A 17,643-nucleotide genomic window follows, 5' to 3' on the forward strand; every position below is an offset into this window, starting at 1 on the left:
TCATGACGACACTATCTAGCACTCCAAAACGTCCTGCATGGTTGGTTGTGGATGCAACGGTCAGTTTTACCTATGATGATGTCAGTGTATTTGCTGCGTTGGATGAACTCATTACGGAGCTAAAACGAAAAAGGATAACGTTAATCCTTGCTGGCCGCAGAACTGAGTTGAAGAACTGGATCAAACAAAACAAACTCAAGCGTAGTGATGAGGATTTAATTGTGGTTCCTGATCTCTATTTTGCTATTCGTTTGATTCAGAGTAAGAAACAAGTTGAAGAGAGAGAGCCTCGCTGAGTAGGGCGAGGCAATGGGTTTCTTATATGTAACCTTATATGTAACTAATTTGTAATTCACTGATTTTGTGGTTTGGTCAGCATATACAAACGGAATAGATAAATCAGCAACATAGAAGACAGCAGATTATTCAGTGATGATAGTGCGATATCAGGCAGTTTAGACAAACCCAGTATTAAAATCAGTTTTATTGCAAGCCATAATAATATAGCAGGAATTAACAGGCGAAAATTATTGAACGCTAATCTCCAGCTTTCTTGCATAGAAGCAAAGACCCCTTTACCTTTATCAAGCAGAAAAATCGGGGCAAATGCAAATGTGATTGAAAACAGAATCCCTGGGATGAACATCAAGGTATAACCTATCTGAATCAATAGGGTACAGATAAACATCAGCAATAGCATCTTAGGTAATTGAATAAGCGATAGTTTACTGACCTGTAATGCATTGGTTTGATACCCATTTGAAATAGCACTGATAAGTATCAATACACTGACAGTGAGTAAAGTATCGCCAAATATGTTGGAAAATAAGATCCCGAATGCTGTATGCAAGAACATTAACTGCTCTTCCGGGGTTAATTGCTCTACGAAGTTTTTAATGCCCGCATTGCCTGAGTCTTTGAAAGCATCTTGTATCTCAACCAGTAATTTGAGTTGTTCACCATCAGGCATGAGAACATGCTCCAGCAATGTTGTCACCAACGCCGCCAAAACAGAGAGTATGACAATATTCAACAGTTGATGCTTAAAGAAATTGAGGCTGTCACGATACAGGGTATTTGCCGTGATGGGCATGAAAATGGCTCCTATCCGATGAAACAATGATGATACCCAATTGTACCTTGTTCGGCAGATTATTGGATACCTAAAAGTAAAGTTAGTCACTATTGCACAATATTTGTTCCCAAAAACGTCTTTTGGTTAATTTTTGTTCTCACGGTGATTGCGTTAATTCTGTGTTAACCGAACAGGATCTAATTGATATATATTAGTTGTCAATATAATACTAATATTCTTAATTATAGGTTGTAATCAAAAATTAATAGAGAAATATAAATTTTTCTTCATCATAAATATATATTCAGGTAACTTTGATTTGGATCAATTAAAAATATCCCATAGGTGAAATAATAAATTTGTAGATACTAAAACCACATAAATGGGATTGATAATGAAAAAGATTTCTGCGCTTGTCTTGGCTGCTGCAACGCTGGCTCCATCATTGACTTTTGCCCATGAAGCCGGTGATTTCCTATTCCGTGCAGGTACAGCAACGGTAAGGCCAAATGCTGGCTCTGATAATGTCTTAGGTTTAGGTTCGTTTGACGTAAATAATAACACGCAGTTAGGTTTAACCTTTGGTTATATGGTCACTGATAACATTGGTGTTGAATTATTGGCTGCTACGCCATTTCAGCATAATGTTAACCTGCCAAAAGTCGGTGAGATTGCGACGGTTAAACATTTACCACCAACATTAATGGCACAATACTATTTTGGTGATAAAGAAAATGATTTACGTCCTTATATTGGTATAGGTGTAAACTATACAACATTCTTTGATGAAAAATTTAATAATAATGCAACTGTTAAAGCAGCGAATTTAAATAGCCTGGATCTGAAAGATTCCTGGGGGGTTGCAGGTCAGGTAGGTTTAGATTATCAACTGGATAAAAACTGGATGTTGAATACTTCACTTTGGTGGATGAATATTGAAACTGATGTGAAATTTAAAGCAGGAGATAAGGATTATAAATATAAAACCCGTCTTGACCCTTGGGTGTTTATGTTTGGTGTTGGTTATAAATTCTGATGATTTGATGATGCGAGTGTAATTAACCTGTGTGTTTGATAACCCAATAGATTTTAAGGTGCAGCTTTGTTATCTGCAACTTGAAAAATAAAGGGTATAAGAGAGAACCAATGGGGCACAGCATATGCTTGCCCCATTTTTACGATATTTTTCAAATTTATTCACCGGAGTTTTATAGAGTTAATAACGGTTTTAACTCCCTTAATCCCTCTTGCAATTTGAATTGCTTGTTTGACTTCTTCGGGAGAACGTGCAAATCCACTTAATTGAACACGCCCTTTATAGGTTTCTACACCAATGTCATTGGCTCTCAAATTTTTAGCCTCAAACAGTGCCGTTTTTATTTTGGTAGTGATTACTGTATCATCAATGTAGTTCCCAGTGCTTTCTGTTGTTGCGGTTGGAGCACATGCAGATATCGTAACGGTTATGACGGCCGCAATAAAAAATGCAGAAATGCTCTTCAACTTTTTCATAGTAAGTCTCCTTTGATGTCAAAAAATAATGCTGTCAAACATAAACATTATTTTTCTATTACTTCGATTTTTCATTTCATTTGGTTACATGGTTTTATTACAGGGTAATAATGTGATGACAATAATTAAGAAGTATTGTTGAAGACAGAAGAACTTACAAATAACAGAGATTCTTTTTCAGACAGCAATTTTCCCCCATAAACTGAGCTATGGGAGAAAGAGAGAGATTATCTCTGGGTTGCTGATTTCATGGTGCGGACAAATATCGTGAGTTTTTCCAGCATAATTTGAGGTTGATGTAAATTTTTCTCAATGATATTTACCACAGCAGAACCTGAAATAGCACCGGCAGCCCCACTATTGATGACAGATATGACTTGCTCTGGTTCAGAAATTCCGAACCCTTGTAGGGCAGGTGCTGCATGGTATTCTTTTAGTTTATTAATCAAATGCGTCAATGGCTGTTCCATCCGATTTTGAGTTCCTGTAATACCAGCTCTTGATAGCAGATAAGTGTAACCGCGCCCGAATGAAGCAATTTCACGTAACAAATTATCATTTGCATTGGGTGGACAAATGAAAATCGGCGCAATGTCATATTTTATGGCCGCTGAATGAAAAGGGTGTGATTCAGATAATGGCACATCAGCAACCAGAACCGAATCAACCCCTGCTTTTTTACAGCGGTTATAAAATTCATCTATTCCATTATGAAATATTAGATTTGCGTACATCAGCAGACCGATTGGAATATCAGGGTGTTTTGTCCGAATTTGTGTCAATAACTCAAAACATAATGTCGGTGTGACTTTGGCAGATAATGCACGCAAATTAGCATCCTGAATCGTCGGGCCATCTGCAAGAGGGTCGGAAAATGGAATGCCGATTTCTAAGGCATCGGCTCCACCAGAAATGAGAGCATCGATAATGTCTAAAGATAATTCAGGATTAGGATCGCCCAGAGTGACAAAGGGAACGAAAGCGCCTTGATTTTGTTTTTCTAATTTTTTAAATAACAATTCGTAACGTTCCATCAGATTTCTCCTCTTGATTTCAAAATATTGTGAACGGTAAAGATATCTTTGTCGCCACGACCGGATAAGTTGACGATCAATAATTGTTCTTTATTCGGTTCCTGATGGATCATTTTCAAGGCGTAGGCAAGTGCATGTGAAGATTCTAAGGCCGGAATAATCCCTTCATTAAGTGATAGTGCTTTAAACGCATCCAGTGCTTCATTATCAGTGATGGAAACATAATCGGCCCGTCCAGTGCTGTTAAGATAGGCATGTTGAGGGCCAACGGAAGGAAAATCCAATCCGGCCGAGATGGAATATGACTCTTCTATTTGCCCATCTTCTGCCTGCATGATTGGCGATTTCATGCCAAAGTAAATTCCCAACTTACCGTGTATTAATGGTGCACCATGCTCCCCAGTTTCAATACCATGCCCGGCGGGTTCAACACCAATCAGGCGAACGTGGGTTTCTGGAATGAATTCCGCAAATAATCCAATAGCATTTGAACCACCACCAATACAGGCAATAACGGCATCAGGCAAGCGTCCTTCTTTTTCCAAAATCTGGGTCTTGGCTTCTTCACCAATCATGCGCTGAAATTCACGTACCATTGTGGGGTAAGGGTGTGGGCCAGCAGCGGTTCCGAGCAAATAATGTGCTTTATCATAGCTGCCAGACCAATCACGCATAGCTTCGTTACAGGCATCTTTTAGTGTTGCGGAGCCACTGTGGACAGGAATGACTTCAGCTCCCATAAGGCGCATACGGAATACATTGGGAGATTGGCGCTCAATATCTTTTGCTCCCATGTAGATGCGGCATTTCAAACCTAAAAGCGCGCATGCTAGGGCTGTCGCTACACCATGCTGACCCGCACCCGTTTCAGCAATAATTTCCTCTTTTCCCATCCGTTTTGCCAATAATGCTTGTCCTAAAACCTGATTGGTTTTGTGTGCTCCTCCGTGGAGTAAATCTTCTCGCTTCAGATATAAACGGGTTTTTGTGCCTTTGGTTAAATTTTGGCAGAGTGTTAAAGCAGTTGGACGGCCTGCATAGTTTTTCAATAAACCATGAAATGCTTGTTGAAATTCAGGATCATTCTTTGCTTCGATAAATGCCTCTTCTAATTGATCAAGGGCAGGGATTAGGATCTGAGGAACAAATTGCCCTCCAAAATCACCAAAATACGGATTTAACTTAGCCATTATTTTTATTTCTCACTTTCTGTTTAAAATTTAACTATCTGAATATTCGTCTTTTGAATGCTAGTTTTCTGAAAATATGATTAATAACAGCGTAATTGTTGGAATACTTGTTTTATTTTCTGGCTGCTTTTGATCCTTGGTCTGATTTCAACCCCGGAATTAAAATCCAGTCCATAACAACCCAGAGCTGCGGCTTGTCTACAGTTCTCCGCATTTAAACCACCTGCCAATACACTGTTATGCTGAAAATTTTTGGCGATTAATTGCCAATCAAAGGCTTTGCCTGTACCTCCAGGGCCATTATCCAATAATAGATGATCAATATTGGAATAAGGTATATCGAAAAGCGTTTTTGCCTGTGACATATCAATCGCTTTCCAGATCTCACAATGTTCTGGCAGGACAGAACGGAGCGCATCAATGTAGGTTTGATCCTCATGACCATGCAATTGAACGGCTGTGAGTGAAAGATTGCGGGCAGTATGATTGACGAATTCAATTGACTGATTCTGAAATACACCAACATATAACAAAGGGACTTCATTAATGATTTGTTGTGCTTGTTGCAGGCTGATTTTACGTGGTGATTTTTCAGCAAAAATCAAACCACCATAAACGGCACCAGCCTGTAATGCTGCTTTAGCATCTTGTGAGCGGGTTAAGCCGCAGACTTTATTGTCACCCAGAATCAGTCTCCGTAGTGCGAGGTGCAAATCAGATTGAGCCATCAAAGCACTACCAATCAGGAATCCACAGGCAAATTGGCTTAATTCTCGTACCTGCTGGTGGCAGTGAATGCCGGATTCACTAATAACAATGGTATTTTCTGGCAAATCGATGGCCAGCCTGCGGGTACGATCTAAATCTATAGACAAATCACGCAGATCCCGATTATTAATACCAATCACTTTTGCACCCAGTGCTATTGCCCGACGGCGTTCCTCTTCGTTGCTGATTTCTGTTAATACCCCCATATTAAGGCTATGTGCCAGATCGGACAGTTGACGGTAGGTATCATCATCAAGAACAGAAAGCATCAACAAAATGGCATCGGCCTGATAATAGCGGGCAAGGTAAACCTGATAAGGATCAATAATGAAATCTTTACACAGAATGGGTTGATGTACAGCCGCACTGACTACGCGAAGAAAATCATAACTGCCCTGAAAATATTTTTCATCAGTCAGTACAGAAATCGCTGCTGCGTAGGGTTGGTAATTTTTGGCAATATGTACTGGATCGAAATCTGTTCGTAACAAGCCTTTTGAAGGAGAGGCCTTTTTACATTCCAGAATAAAAACCGTCTGGTTATGAGTCAGTGCCTGATAAAACGAACGGTGGCTTGGTACAACGGAATCCATGAAACTTTCCAGTGGTTGTTTTTCCTTGCGAGTGATGAGATATAGCGCCTTATCTGCAACAATCTTCTGTAATATATTACTTTTCATGATTAAGTCCTTGCTGCTAATGCGATCACTTTTTCATAGGCTTGACCGCTATAAATCGTATCTAATGCCAGTTGAGTATTTTGCCGTAAGTCTTCGTTTCCATGTATTTTCATTAAGAGTGCGACATTGGCGGCCACCGTATCGGCATGCGCTTTTTTCCCCCGTCCTTGCAGTAATAAGCGCAACATATGGCAATTTTCTTGCGGTGTTCCGCCATTCAGCGATGATATCGGATGATTGGGTAGTCCAAAATCTTTCGCTGTTAACTGATATTGAGTAATCTCACCGTGATTAAGTTCAGCAACTTGTGTGGGCGCGTGCAAAGCAACTTCATCCATGCCTCCGCTATGTACCACCACAGCACGTTGATAACCCAATACTTGTAATGTACGCACGATAGGATCTACCAATTCTGGGCTGTAAACACCAATTAAGGTGAGAGGCGGTCGGGCAGGGTTGATCAGTGGACCAAGCACATTGAATAAAGTACGGGTTTTCAATTGCTGGCGAACTGCTACTGCATGATGAAATCCACTGTGGTATTGCGGCGCAAACAGAAAACAAATATTAATTTCATCCAAGGACTGGCGGGATTTTTCAGCGCTGGCATCCAGTGCTATACCGAATTCAGCCAGTAAGTCAGATGAACCTGAACGACTGGAAATGCTGCGGTTACCATGTTTTGCGACTTTAAGGCCGCAGGCTGCGGCAACAAAAGCACTGGCAGTTGAAATATTGATACTGTTTGTGCCATCTCCACCTGTACCGACAATATCACAAAAGGAATAGTCAGGGCGTGGAAACGGAGAAGCATGGGCTAATAGTGCCTGTGCCGCGCCTGCAATTTCTTGCGGCTGTTCGCCACGCAGTTTCATGCTGATTAAAACAGCAGCTAATTGAGGCTCACTTAATTCACCACAAATAATAGCAGTGAAGAGTTTTTCGCTTTCTTGTTGGGTCAGGGGTTGGGCGCTGAACAGTTTTTCGAAAATTAATTGCATTTTCTTCTATCCTCTTCTTTTTATTATCTGCCAAATTTCTTTGGATGCAGCACCCATACCAGAGTTTGTTCAAGCAACTTGGATCCTTGCGCTGTCAGGATTGATTCAGGGTGGAACTGGAATCCACAGACTCTGTCGTCATTATGACGTACAGCCATGACTGTCTCGCCACAAGAAGCCGAAACAGTCAGTGTTGCCGGAATGTTAACGCCGGCAAGAGAATGATAACGGGCAACGGGGAGAGGATTAGGCAGATTGGAAAACATGGCTTGTCCATCATGTGTCACCAATGTTGATCTACCATGCAGAATTTCTTTGGCTGCCGAAATATCGCCGCCGTATGTTTCGATAATCGCCTGATGCCCAAGACATATACCAATCACTGGGATTTGCCCAATGATCTGCTTGAGTAATTGTGGCATGCACCCGGCCTCTGACGGTTTTCCTGGGCCGGGGGATAACATCAGCAAGGGTGAGTCCATCTTTCTAAGTTGCGCTATTATTGTCTCTGTAGAAACGGTATTACGGTAGATAACAACTTGATGACCACTGGTACGGAGTTGATCCACGAGATTGTAGGTAAAGGAATCTACATTATCGAGCAGAAGAATATTTGCCATTAGAATGCTACCTCCGTATTGTGAGCCTGAGCTATAGCACGGATGACAGCTCTGGATTTATTGAGAGTTTCGGTGACTTCTGCTGCGGGAATGGAATCCAAAACCACGCCGCCACCTACCTGAACAGTGGCTTTACCGTCTTCTACATAGGCAGAGCGAATAACAATGCACGTATCAAAATCGCCTTTGCCAGTGAAGTACCCCACTGCGCCGCCATAACTGCCCCGGCGTTCACCTTCATATTGAGCAATAAGTTGCATCGCCCGAACTTTTGGTGCACCTGTCAGCGTTCCCATATTCATACAAGCTTGATAAGCATGAAAGACATCCAGGTCATGGCGAATTGTACCGACAACACGGGAAACAAGGTGCATAACAAACGAATAGCGATCGACTTTAGTTAAATCAGCGACATAGCGACTGCCCGGCTCGCAAATACGGGCTAAATCATTGCGGGCCAAATCAACCAGCATGACATGCTCAGACATCTCTTTTGTATCGGTACGCATTTCTAACTCAATTCGGCTATCGAAATCGGCATCTAACTCGCCATTAGCATTGCGCCCACGAGGACGAGTTCCTGCTATTGGATAAATTTCAACCTGCCGGCTATTGGCATTATATTTCAGAGCACTTTCAGGTGATGCACCAAACAGGCAAAAATCCTGATCTTGCATAAAGAACATATAAGGACTGGGATTTTGATTTTTTAAGGTACGGTAAGCACTTAATGGGGAAGGGCAGGGTAATGTAAAACGCCGGGAAGGCACTACCTGAAATACCTCACCCTGACGAATAAATTGTTGTAATTGCTGAACGATATTTGCGTACTGCTCATCACTCCGGTTACAGGAAATCGCCATATCAGGTAATGTTATGGGGACCAATGGCTGACGAGGTTGAGCAATGATATCAGCCAGTGCCGATAAGCGTTTTTCAAGGCGTTGTTTTTCTGTATCTGATGCACCGAATAGTGAAGTTTGTAACAAAGTATGCTGGCTTTGATGGTCGATCACCATTAAGGTTTCTGCCAGATAAAAACAAAAATCAGGGCAGTGTTGAGAAGTTTTGACTTTAGGGAGTGGTTCAAATCCAGCGACTAAATCATAGGCAAATAATCCACCTGCGAAAATGGCTTCAGGGGTTCCTGAAAGAGAAGATAAAGTGGTTAGAACGCGTAATGCGTCAAAAACAGAATCTGCTTTTAACCGGCTGTCTTCGTCTAAGTTTTTCTCAATGATAGGAAATTTTGCCTGAAAGGAATGTGTATCAATGCTGATTTGGGCTTTCTCTGACAGTAAGTCAGCGAGAACAGGCAGCAAATTCTGGCCATTTTCAGTAAGCGCTGTAAAATTGACCTGTTGCTCACTGGCGGTAATACGTATCGCGCTATCAATGATCAACATACTTTTAAGATCTTTTTTACTGTTTACTTCAGCAGATTCTAGCAATAACGTTGCTGATCGGTTGTTGCAAAGTTGATTGAAAAGCAGTGTCGGATCAGCCTGATAGACTGTTTCTATTTGATTTATCGAAATATTGAAGTCCTTACCTATCATACCCACCCCCTTTTGTGATCTTTATCTACAGAAAATTGGTATAAAAAAACCCGCTTTTCAGAGCGGGTTATTGGCACTTTGGTTCTCTACTTATGTGCGTCATTCAACCGCCCTGAACGGGAAATTGAGCCACCAACGCATCTCCTGAGTAGTTTTCATCAGTACATTCATTTTAAGTGCCTTGTTAAGTAGAGTATTAATAAAATGTATTCAAATCAATCTTTCGTACTAGTAAACTGATTCGTGATTCACTTGTCAATAGTTTTTTGTGTTTGTAGAAAATGTAAAAGTAATGGAGATTAGTCAAAAAATATAAAAACAAGATTATATTCTTTTTTTTAAAAGTTAATGATATTTTATTTCAATTTAATGCAACTATATTCATTACCATTGTTTCTTTTTTTATGGAAATAATTCAGTCATAAATTTGATTTAATAGATCGGTATGATTTAAAGAATTATTTTAATTTTCATAATAATACCACTTTTTAATTGAGGGTTATAATTATGAGTGTAATAAAAACAAGCCCATGTATCTTTTTGTTTTTTATTATATCTATTGTTTCTAACAACTCTTTTGCAATTGATCTGAAAAGTGACAATATCATTTTTAATGAAGCAGGTTATAAATTTGATAAAAATAGAAGTGCTTTATATGCTGATTATAATTTAACTTTTGAGAATAAAAGTAAATATGATGATTTACAAATCAAAGTTACAGATTATCAATGTATGTATAAGATTGGGTATGAAAGTATTAGTTTAAAATCAGGAGATAAATATTATGAAAGTCTCAGAGATAATAATGGATTTTTTAATGGATGCTCAGGAGTAGATAAATTTGTAACCTGGGAAGCCACTTCTTATAAGAACGGAGAGGAATATAAATCATGTTATTTTAGGATGAGAACTTTTTTCTCTCTTATTGGGTGGCAAACCACAGTTGAAACAAATGATACTGCCTTTATCAGCCTATTACCCCCTCTTGGAGGGAGTTGCAATCTTGAAATAACTGCAACATGTGATGGTTCAATCTGCTTAGATACAAGTGTTGATAGTAATACAAGTTATAATCCCAGTAATATTGTTATCACTATCAAAGATGATAACACTTGGGAACCTCCAAGAATTATTTCGCCCTTCTCTAATTCAACAGTTGAAAATAATTATATTACAATTTCAGGTAAAGGCCGTAATCAGGATGGAACTCTTCCTTATATTAACACAAGTTTCAATTTCTATTTTTATGAAGTTCAACCTACAGGAGTTGGTGATAATTGGAAAGGGCAACTCTGGATGCCGTGTGGTATTACCGGTACAGTTAGACTTGAGGGTATCGATAATTCGGGAGTCACATTTAATGGTCCGCCATGTGGAGAAACTATTACCTCAATGCAGGATGGGCAAACTATTTCTGCTGGAAAATACAGTTTATCGGGCCGGGTGAATAGCGATACGGCTGATGACGCAAAGCGTATACAGGTTCAAATCACGGGTTATAACAGTGATGGGACGATTTATACACCAGCAAAGAGTTATACTCCTGATGTTGATACCGGTACAGGTAAATGGAAACTGGACGGTTTAGAGGCATTTTGCTCTATTCAATATAAAGCATCTGTATTCAGTTATTCATCAGAATCGCAGTCCACTCATCAATCTTTCTTACCAGAAATACCAGGAAAAGAAGAAGTGAGCTATTCTGTACAAAATTGCCCTCCAGAAATAACCAGCCCTAAGCCTAATTCAACCGTAGAAAATAATTATATTACAATTTCAGGTAAAGGCCGTAATCAGGATGGAACTCTTCCTAATATTAACACAAGTTTCAATTTCTATTTTTATGAAGTTCAACCTACAGGAGTTGGTGATAATTGGGAAGGGCAACTCTGGATGCCGTGTGGTATTACCGGTACAGTTAGCCTTGAGGGTATCGATAATTCGGGCGTCACATTTAATGGTCCGCTATGTGGCGAAACCATTACCTCAATGCAGGATGGGCAAACTATATCTGCCGGAAAATACAGTTTATCGGGCCGGGTGAATAGCGATACGGCTGATGACGCAAAGCGTATACAGGTTCAAATCACGGGTTATAACAGTGATGGGACAATTTATACACCAGCAAAGAGTTATACTCCTGATGTTGATACCGGTACAGGTAAATGGAGACTGGACGGTTTAGAAGCTGTTTGTTTTATTTCTTATAAAGCATTTGTATTCGATCATTCATCAGAATTGCAATCCATTCATCAATCTTTTTTACCCGGTGTGCAGGGTAAAAAAGAGGTGAGCTATTCTGCGCAAAATTGCCCTGTAAAGATAACTAATCCTAAAAATGATGAGCTAATTTCTTCAACGACTCAAGATACACAAAATATCCTGATTGAAGGTCAAGCAGCTAATGGAAGCACGGTCAATATATCATATAAACATAATTATTTTGAATCTCCATCATATTCTGTAAGTCCTGATAATAATAATTGGCGCTATGAAGTTCAGGGAGTGCCCATAGGTTTTATAATGGTAAGAGCAGTTGGTAGAAATATCTCAGGCGAACCTATTCCAAATAACAAAGATGAAGTGATGATACTAAGTTCTAAAGTTTTTTCTGTAAAAATCAGAAATGATAGTGTTTTCACTGAGTTTTATGGGACCTCTATGCCAACTATTGACGATGATAAAGGAAATTTGATGTCCGGTGTCGATATCTATTTTAATATATTGGGGGATCCAGAAGAAATTTTATCCGATGAAAAGGGCAATTGGACATATGAGTATAAGCATTATGCTAAGCGAGGAGAGTATCTTTTTACTTTCCAAGAAAGTAGCGATAACTATTTTTATAAAAGTAGAGGCAATAAAACATTTAAATGCATAGGCAGTGATCGCGGAATGAATTGCATTAATAAAAATTAGTTGTGGAATGATATTTAAGGAGTTTGAAATGATTGTTATTAGAGCAGTGTTGATATTACTCATTTTATTCCATTGTAGTCATTCATTTTCTGATAGTTCAATTAAATCGTTACCTTTGAAGGCTATTGCAGGGGGAGAAGAAAGCTGTAAGGATATTAACAGTGACAAATGCAAATCGTGGGTTGTCAGTATTTATTATGTTGATCAAAAAAACGAAGAAAAGATGTTATGTACCGGTTCGTTGATTGCACCAAACTATGTTCTAACCGCTGCACATTGTGAAGAAGTAGAAGCTAAAAATTATTATGTGATTAGTTCATATGATAAAAATAAAAAAGTCACTGCATCTACCTATAATTTTATAAAGATGGAAATTCCAGGGGTATTTGGACAGGACCCGCATGATGTAGCGATTTTAAAGCTGGATAAACCGTTAGAGTTGGATGGAAAATATGGTCGTATTCGTCGTTTCTTCAATTATGATGAAGCTTATGAAAAATTAGATAGCAGTTATTACCAAGCCTCTATTTATGGGTATGGTTATAGAGGAATTGATGAAACAACAGGCGAGCCGAAAAAGAATAGCGACAATGCTCAGTATTATGCTGATGTTAAAATTATTTCTCCAGCTCGTGATTATTTTAATAACCAAGGGCTAGTTATAGAAAAAAATAAAAAGGCAGGTTTAAAACCAGGTGTTATACAGCATGGAGATTCTGGTGGTCCGATTATTTGGAACGATACAATTGTTGGGGTATCATCCTTTGGATTTGAGGTGCCTAGTGTAAAACAAAAAACTGATGATAAGCGTGATTATCCTTTTTTTGTCGTTTCAGATGTTACTGGCAAGTATAATAAAATCGGTTTTATCGATAAATTTTTTCCTGGCAAGTGGTTTTCTCAGACAATGAAGCAGATCTGGATTGATACCCCAGATTGGAATGCTCATTTAAGAAAGCGGGATGGAGATATTCTTGTTAAGGGATGGGGAAGACCAAAAAGTGCAATAGAATTAATTTATTCTATCAATGATGGAGAAAAAAAATCTTTTAAATGTAAAGATATTGTTGATAATAGTGGAGAGTGGAAATGTAACATCCCGAATAATGATTTTTTCACTGAGGAAATGAATAAAGAAGAAGAACATAATGTCATTATTACAGCTCAGGAATCATCAGATAATTTATCAAAAAGTGTATCGTGGAGAGAAGATAGCGTACAAGCAAAAATACCTTCTATTGCAAAAGAGTTTGGTATTGTTTACCCAGCAGATAAATCAACTGTATTTACGAAGGATTTTACCATACGTGGTTATGCTGATCCTGGGTCAACAGTTGAACTTGTATTGCAATCTACTGTAAGCGATGATGATTACTATACACAAGACGAACTATGTAAGGGAATAACTGGTAGCAAAATAATAGAAACAACAGATTATGGATTTTGGTCATGTACTATAAATCACTCAGTTATTGAAGAAATAGAAGATCCTAGTGATGAAACAGAATGGAATTATAAAATAACAGCGATTCAAAAAACTGATAATTTAAATATTTATGATCAAGTTAATATACTGTTTCAACCTGAAGAGAGTAACAGTCCAAATATTAAACCAATTAAAGATAACTTATACAGCAAATATAGTAAAATGTTACCTTTTGATCTGGGGCTAGATAATAAAGCCAGTTTTTTTTGTTTTTTTAATCAGTCATATTTATATTGTAATGATGTTAATGATAAGATGAGTAGAGTTTATATTCCTAATAAGAAAATAGATGGATTAAATGCCGGGTTACGGCAATTCAATATTTTTGCAATACAGAAAATTGAACATGTTGACCCGCTTGATCCAATCTTATGGAATAAATTTAATGAATTAGGAGGGTATTTAAGTCCGACGTTTAAGGATAAACATGATATTAATAATCCGAGAGAGATAAATTTCAAAGATCAACAAGATCAGAAATTTTTTGGCTATGGCGGTGATAGACAAAAATATATTTGGCCAAATGGTGATATAATTTTACCATCAGAATATTCCATAAAAATTAAAGATGAGGGTAAAAATACTTTTTCTCCGATAAAATTAGGTGAACATCGGTTCTTTTCTTCTATTCCAATCTATTCTGGGCAAAACAATCATCCTGTTTGGGAAATTTCTCTTCCTTATTATTCATTAAAAGATGGACTTTACTATGTTGAAGTAGCGGATAAATATCATCCATTGGGATTGGAAAAATTTAAAAAATATTGGGGTGGTTCACCTCCTGAAAGAAGTTATTTCCGAATAACAACTCCTGAAATTAAGATTACTAATCCCTCTACAGGTGAGACAAGCACAGTGGGTATTTCAAGTTTTCTATCAGGGAGTTCTAATGTTCCCGGAGATGAAGTTGATGTTAAAAGGCGCAGAATAGATCCTTTTACACCAAAATTGGAGGGAAGCAATCAAGGAATTATTAAAGAGACCTCTATCTGCACAGGTGCTGTGGTTAGTGACAATGGTAACTGGCAGTGTGATAAGCCAATTCTTTTTACTAAGGGGACTTATGAACTCACTGCTGAATTAATCAAAGAAGGCAAAGTGGTTGCCACAGATGTTACACGTCTTACCGTTAAAGATAAAAATGATGACGACGACAATCCTGAAGAGAAACTTGAAATCGATAATCCCAAGGATAATTCAACTGTTGATCCGGATAATCCTATCCGTATTTCTGGTAAGTACGGTGGTTCTGGAGGTAGTGGAGGCGGCGGATTTGGCGGTTTCTTAAGTAGTTTGACAGGCGCCGTTTTTGGTGGCGTTGAATCTTTGGTTGGTTCTGCCCTCAGCAGTGGTCTTGGCTTCTTTTGGGAGTTTACGATCATGCCTGAAGCTATTTCAGGCGGAGATACTTATACCTTGGGGATACAGGAAACTAAAAATGGGGCACACGTCGGAGATCCTGTCACTTTGCATTTTACTATCCCTATACGTATCACATCTCCTGCCAAGGGAGCGCAATATCGTCTGCACGACGGGATTACCATTGAAGGTCAGGGAACGCCTGGTCAGCTTGTTCTTGTCGCTGCGGTGAAAGAGTTTCTGCCACAAGGAAAGATGACATTACCGATGTCTAATGAGGGAATAATTTGTTTTGTCACGGTTGATTCAACCGGGAAATGGGCCTGTCCTCATCAACCTGCATTGACGGCGATTAATGAAGGAGTATTTTCTCTTTATGCAGCTCAGTATGAAAAAACAAGTTCGACGGAGTTTGGGGGGACTTATGAAAGAACTTCGCAAGTGACGCGCAAGTACGAAGTCACCAAAACAAAAATACAGATTACTCACCCTGCTCATGGAGCAAAGATAACGACGCTGCCTTTTACTATTGCAGGTACGGCCGAAAAAGGGGCCAAGGTATACATCAAGGGGTTTGGAGGTACTAAAGATTGTGATACCGAAGTTGACGCATCGGGTAAATGGTCTTGTGGACCTTATCAGCCGGAAGAAGGGAAATATTCTGTTGTAGCAGAGCAGTTTATTGATAATACATTGAACTCAAGTTCGTCTGTTTCTTTTGAAGTACAAACCAAAACCATTAAGCCGGTGGTTATCACACAACCACACAACGGCGGAGTGTATCAGCATCTCGAAAACATTCTGCCTAAAGGCACCGGAGAGCCGGGAACAGTCGTGTGTTTGGACAAGAAAGCGTTGTCACAGATCTGTCAGAATGGCGTTACAGTGGATGATAAAGGGCATTGGGAGTGGATTGATGGTTTGGATACCTCCGTCAGAGGGGAGCAAAAACTGGTTGCTACAGCCTTTTTGGACAAGGTAAGGCAATCCACAGCGAAAGTGACATTTGAGATAGTTCCTGCTCCCGGAGAAATCAAGCTGACAGTGAAATCCCCTAAGGAAGCTGAAATTATAAAAACACCTGCATATACCTTTAGTGGCACGATGCCGGGTAATGCAAAAACCGTTACGGTAAAAGCATTCGGCGGGCATGATGATTGCTCTGCGAAGCTCAATAGGGAAGATTACACCTGGACATGCGGGCCTTATAGTTCTGTGCCGGGGAATTACGATGTGACAATCGTGGATGATGCAGGCTCTCAGATTAACAGAAGTTTTAAAGTGCGTTATGGGGCTAATTTACAAATGCGCGTGCTTAAGCCTGCGGAAGGGGAACAAATTGCGACTCCAACGTATACCATCAATGGTAAGGGACAGGCGGGGGCCCGTATCACAGTTTCTCTTGCCGGTAAGCAAATCTGCGAAGTTGATGTAGATGAAAATCAGGATTGGGGTTGTCCTGACGAAATCGAATCCAAACCGGGAAATTATAGGATCTTGGCGCAGCAATGGGTAGATAATGAACCTTCAGGAAAGCCAGTAACCCGCAATTTTGAAGTGATTTACATATCGGATATTACTATTAATCCTATAGCTAAGCCGATCTGTACAGCTTCAAGTGCAAGTAAAATTGCAAAATCATCAGAGGAATTTACTCCCATGATGAAAAGTAATGAGAATATTTCTATTCCTATTACGGGAACAGCAACAAAAGGTGCTTATATTTCTTTGAAAGCTACTTCTGCAAATGGAGATTCTCAGAACTGTGGCCCTGTACAGGTTTCAAAAACGGATGGTAAATGGCGTTGTAGTCTACATAATGTACAGCCGGGAATATATCAGGTAGACGCCACACAATCCATTACGGTTAATGGCCAGCTTCATAAGAGAATGAAAGAAGATAATGTCGATGCGTCTGTTTTGAGTATTTCAGCGCCGCCAGAAGGGAGTATTAAAGTTTCATATCATCCTCCAATTGATGTGAAAATAGCGGGAGATGCGCTACCGAAAATGAGCGTTTCATATGATGTTCAGAATGATGGGGATTTTTTTTGCCATAGAATGCTTTTACCTAAAGACCCCTTTCCACCCAGAGATACTAAAAAAGGCAGTATAGTGGCTGATGATCAGGGATACTGGAGTTTTGACGCAAAACTTAGTCAATTTGGAAAACAAAATATAACGGTTTCTGCACAATTTTGTGGGCAATTCATTCAGGTTGAAAGAAAGTTTTGTTATCGTCCATATATGAGATGAATATTTCATCTTTTGATTTGGGTTTATAAGAAATAAAAACAACCAATAGTCATATAGTTCCAACCCTATCTTCTAGATTATGATTGTCATTTGGTACTTGAATCATAGATAGATAGGGTTTCAATTTTTTTTTCCAATCAATTTTTTCCAATCAATAATGAAATCTATTCAGGAATTAACCTCT

General features: G+C 39.2%; 11 protein-coding genes, 1 pseudogene and 1 other annotated feature. Of the genes and pseudogenes, 4 read left to right on the plus strand and 8 right to left on the minus strand.

What is annotated here, in order from left to right; all coding sequences use genetic code 11:
* Positions 1 to 296 (plus strand): annotated as a pseudogene (locus tag ABLA85_RS13545) (sodium-independent anion transporter); the annotation flags it as partial.
* A gap of 56 nt (positions 297 to 352) precedes the next feature.
* Here ABLA85_RS13545 and ABLA85_RS13550 read toward each other — a convergent pair.
* The gene (locus ABLA85_RS13550) at positions 353 to 1,093 is read right to left on the minus strand and encodes a YciC family protein (protein ID WP_367964878.1); all 741 of its coding nucleotides are present in this window, start codon (positions 1,091 to 1,093) and stop codon (positions 353 to 355) included.
* A 376-nt stretch (positions 1,094 to 1,469) separates the two neighbouring features.
* Between ABLA85_RS13550 and ompW the strand changes: the two genes are divergently transcribed.
* Positions 1,470 to 2,111 (plus strand): outer membrane protein OmpW, encoded by a 642-nt coding sequence (ompW, locus tag ABLA85_RS13555; protein WP_340620470.1) that lies wholly within the window; start codon positions 1,470 to 1,472, stop codon positions 2,109 to 2,111.
* Positions 2,112 to 2,272: 161 nt separating this feature from the next.
* Here the strand turns inward: ompW and ABLA85_RS13560 are convergent, their stop codons facing one another.
* The 7 genes from ABLA85_RS13560 to ABLA85_RS13590 form a co-directional block, all read right to left on the minus strand.
* Positions 2,273 to 2,587 carry a BON domain-containing protein gene (locus ABLA85_RS13560; RefSeq protein WP_367964880.1) on the minus strand — a complete coding sequence of 105 codons (315 nt, stop codon included), beginning with the start codon at positions 2,585 to 2,587 and terminating at the stop codon, positions 2,273 to 2,275.
* Between the two features lie 227 nt (positions 2,588 to 2,814).
* Positions 2,815 to 3,621, minus strand: a complete 807-nt coding sequence (trpA, locus tag ABLA85_RS13565; protein WP_367964882.1) for a tryptophan synthase subunit alpha — start codon at positions 3,619 to 3,621, stop codon at positions 2,815 to 2,817.
* On the minus strand, positions 3,621 to 4,814 hold the full coding sequence (trpB, locus tag ABLA85_RS13570; protein WP_367964981.1) for a tryptophan synthase subunit beta: 1,194 nt from the start codon (positions 4,812 to 4,814) through the stop codon (positions 3,621 to 3,623). The genes trpA and trpB overlap by 1 nt, the downstream gene beginning before the upstream one ends.
* 77 nt (positions 4,815 to 4,891) lie before the next feature.
* A complete protein-coding gene (trpCF, locus tag ABLA85_RS13575; RefSeq protein WP_367964884.1) occupies positions 4,892 to 6,259 on the minus strand; it encodes a bifunctional indole-3-glycerol-phosphate synthase TrpC/phosphoribosylanthranilate isomerase TrpF in 1,368 nt (455 codons plus the stop codon).
* A gap of 2 nt (positions 6,260 to 6,261) precedes the next feature.
* On the minus strand, positions 6,262 to 7,260 hold the full coding sequence (gene trpD / locus ABLA85_RS13580; RefSeq protein WP_367964886.1) for an anthranilate phosphoribosyltransferase: 999 nt from the start codon (positions 7,258 to 7,260) through the stop codon (positions 6,262 to 6,264).
* A 23-nt stretch (positions 7,261 to 7,283) separates the two neighbouring features.
* Positions 7,284 to 7,880, minus strand: a complete 597-nt coding sequence (locus tag ABLA85_RS13585) for a gamma-glutamyl-gamma-aminobutyrate hydrolase family protein (protein ID WP_367964888.1) — start codon at positions 7,878 to 7,880, stop codon at positions 7,284 to 7,286.
* Entirely contained in the window at positions 7,880 to 9,439 is a 1,560-nt protein-coding gene (locus tag ABLA85_RS13590) for an anthranilate synthase component 1 (RefSeq protein ID WP_367964889.1), read from the minus strand. The genes ABLA85_RS13585 and ABLA85_RS13590 overlap by 1 nt, the downstream gene beginning before the upstream one ends.
* A gap of 40 nt (positions 9,440 to 9,479) precedes the next feature.
* Positions 9,480 to 9,580: a sequence feature (Trp leader region), on the minus strand.
* A 366-nt stretch (positions 9,581 to 9,946) separates the two neighbouring features.
* On the opposite strand from ABLA85_RS13590, the gene ABLA85_RS13595 reads away from it, so the two are divergent.
* Together ABLA85_RS13595 and ABLA85_RS13600 are read left to right on the plus strand one after the other, a co-directional pair.
* Positions 9,947 to 12,358, plus strand: coding sequence for a hypothetical protein (locus tag ABLA85_RS13595; RefSeq protein WP_367964891.1), 2,412 nt, complete (start codon positions 9,947 to 9,949; stop codon positions 12,356 to 12,358).
* A gap of 28 nt (positions 12,359 to 12,386) precedes the next feature.
* Complete coding sequence (locus tag ABLA85_RS13600; RefSeq protein WP_367964892.1) at positions 12,387 to 17,459, plus strand: trypsin-like serine protease; 5,073 nt, start codon at positions 12,387 to 12,389, stop codon at positions 17,457 to 17,459.
* Positions 17,460 to 17,643: the final 184 nt, after the last annotated feature.

The organism is Xenorhabdus sp. SGI246 (assembly GCF_040838225.1).
In the GTDB taxonomy this organism is placed as follows: Bacteria; Pseudomonadota; Gammaproteobacteria; order Enterobacterales; family Enterobacteriaceae; genus Xenorhabdus; species Xenorhabdus indica.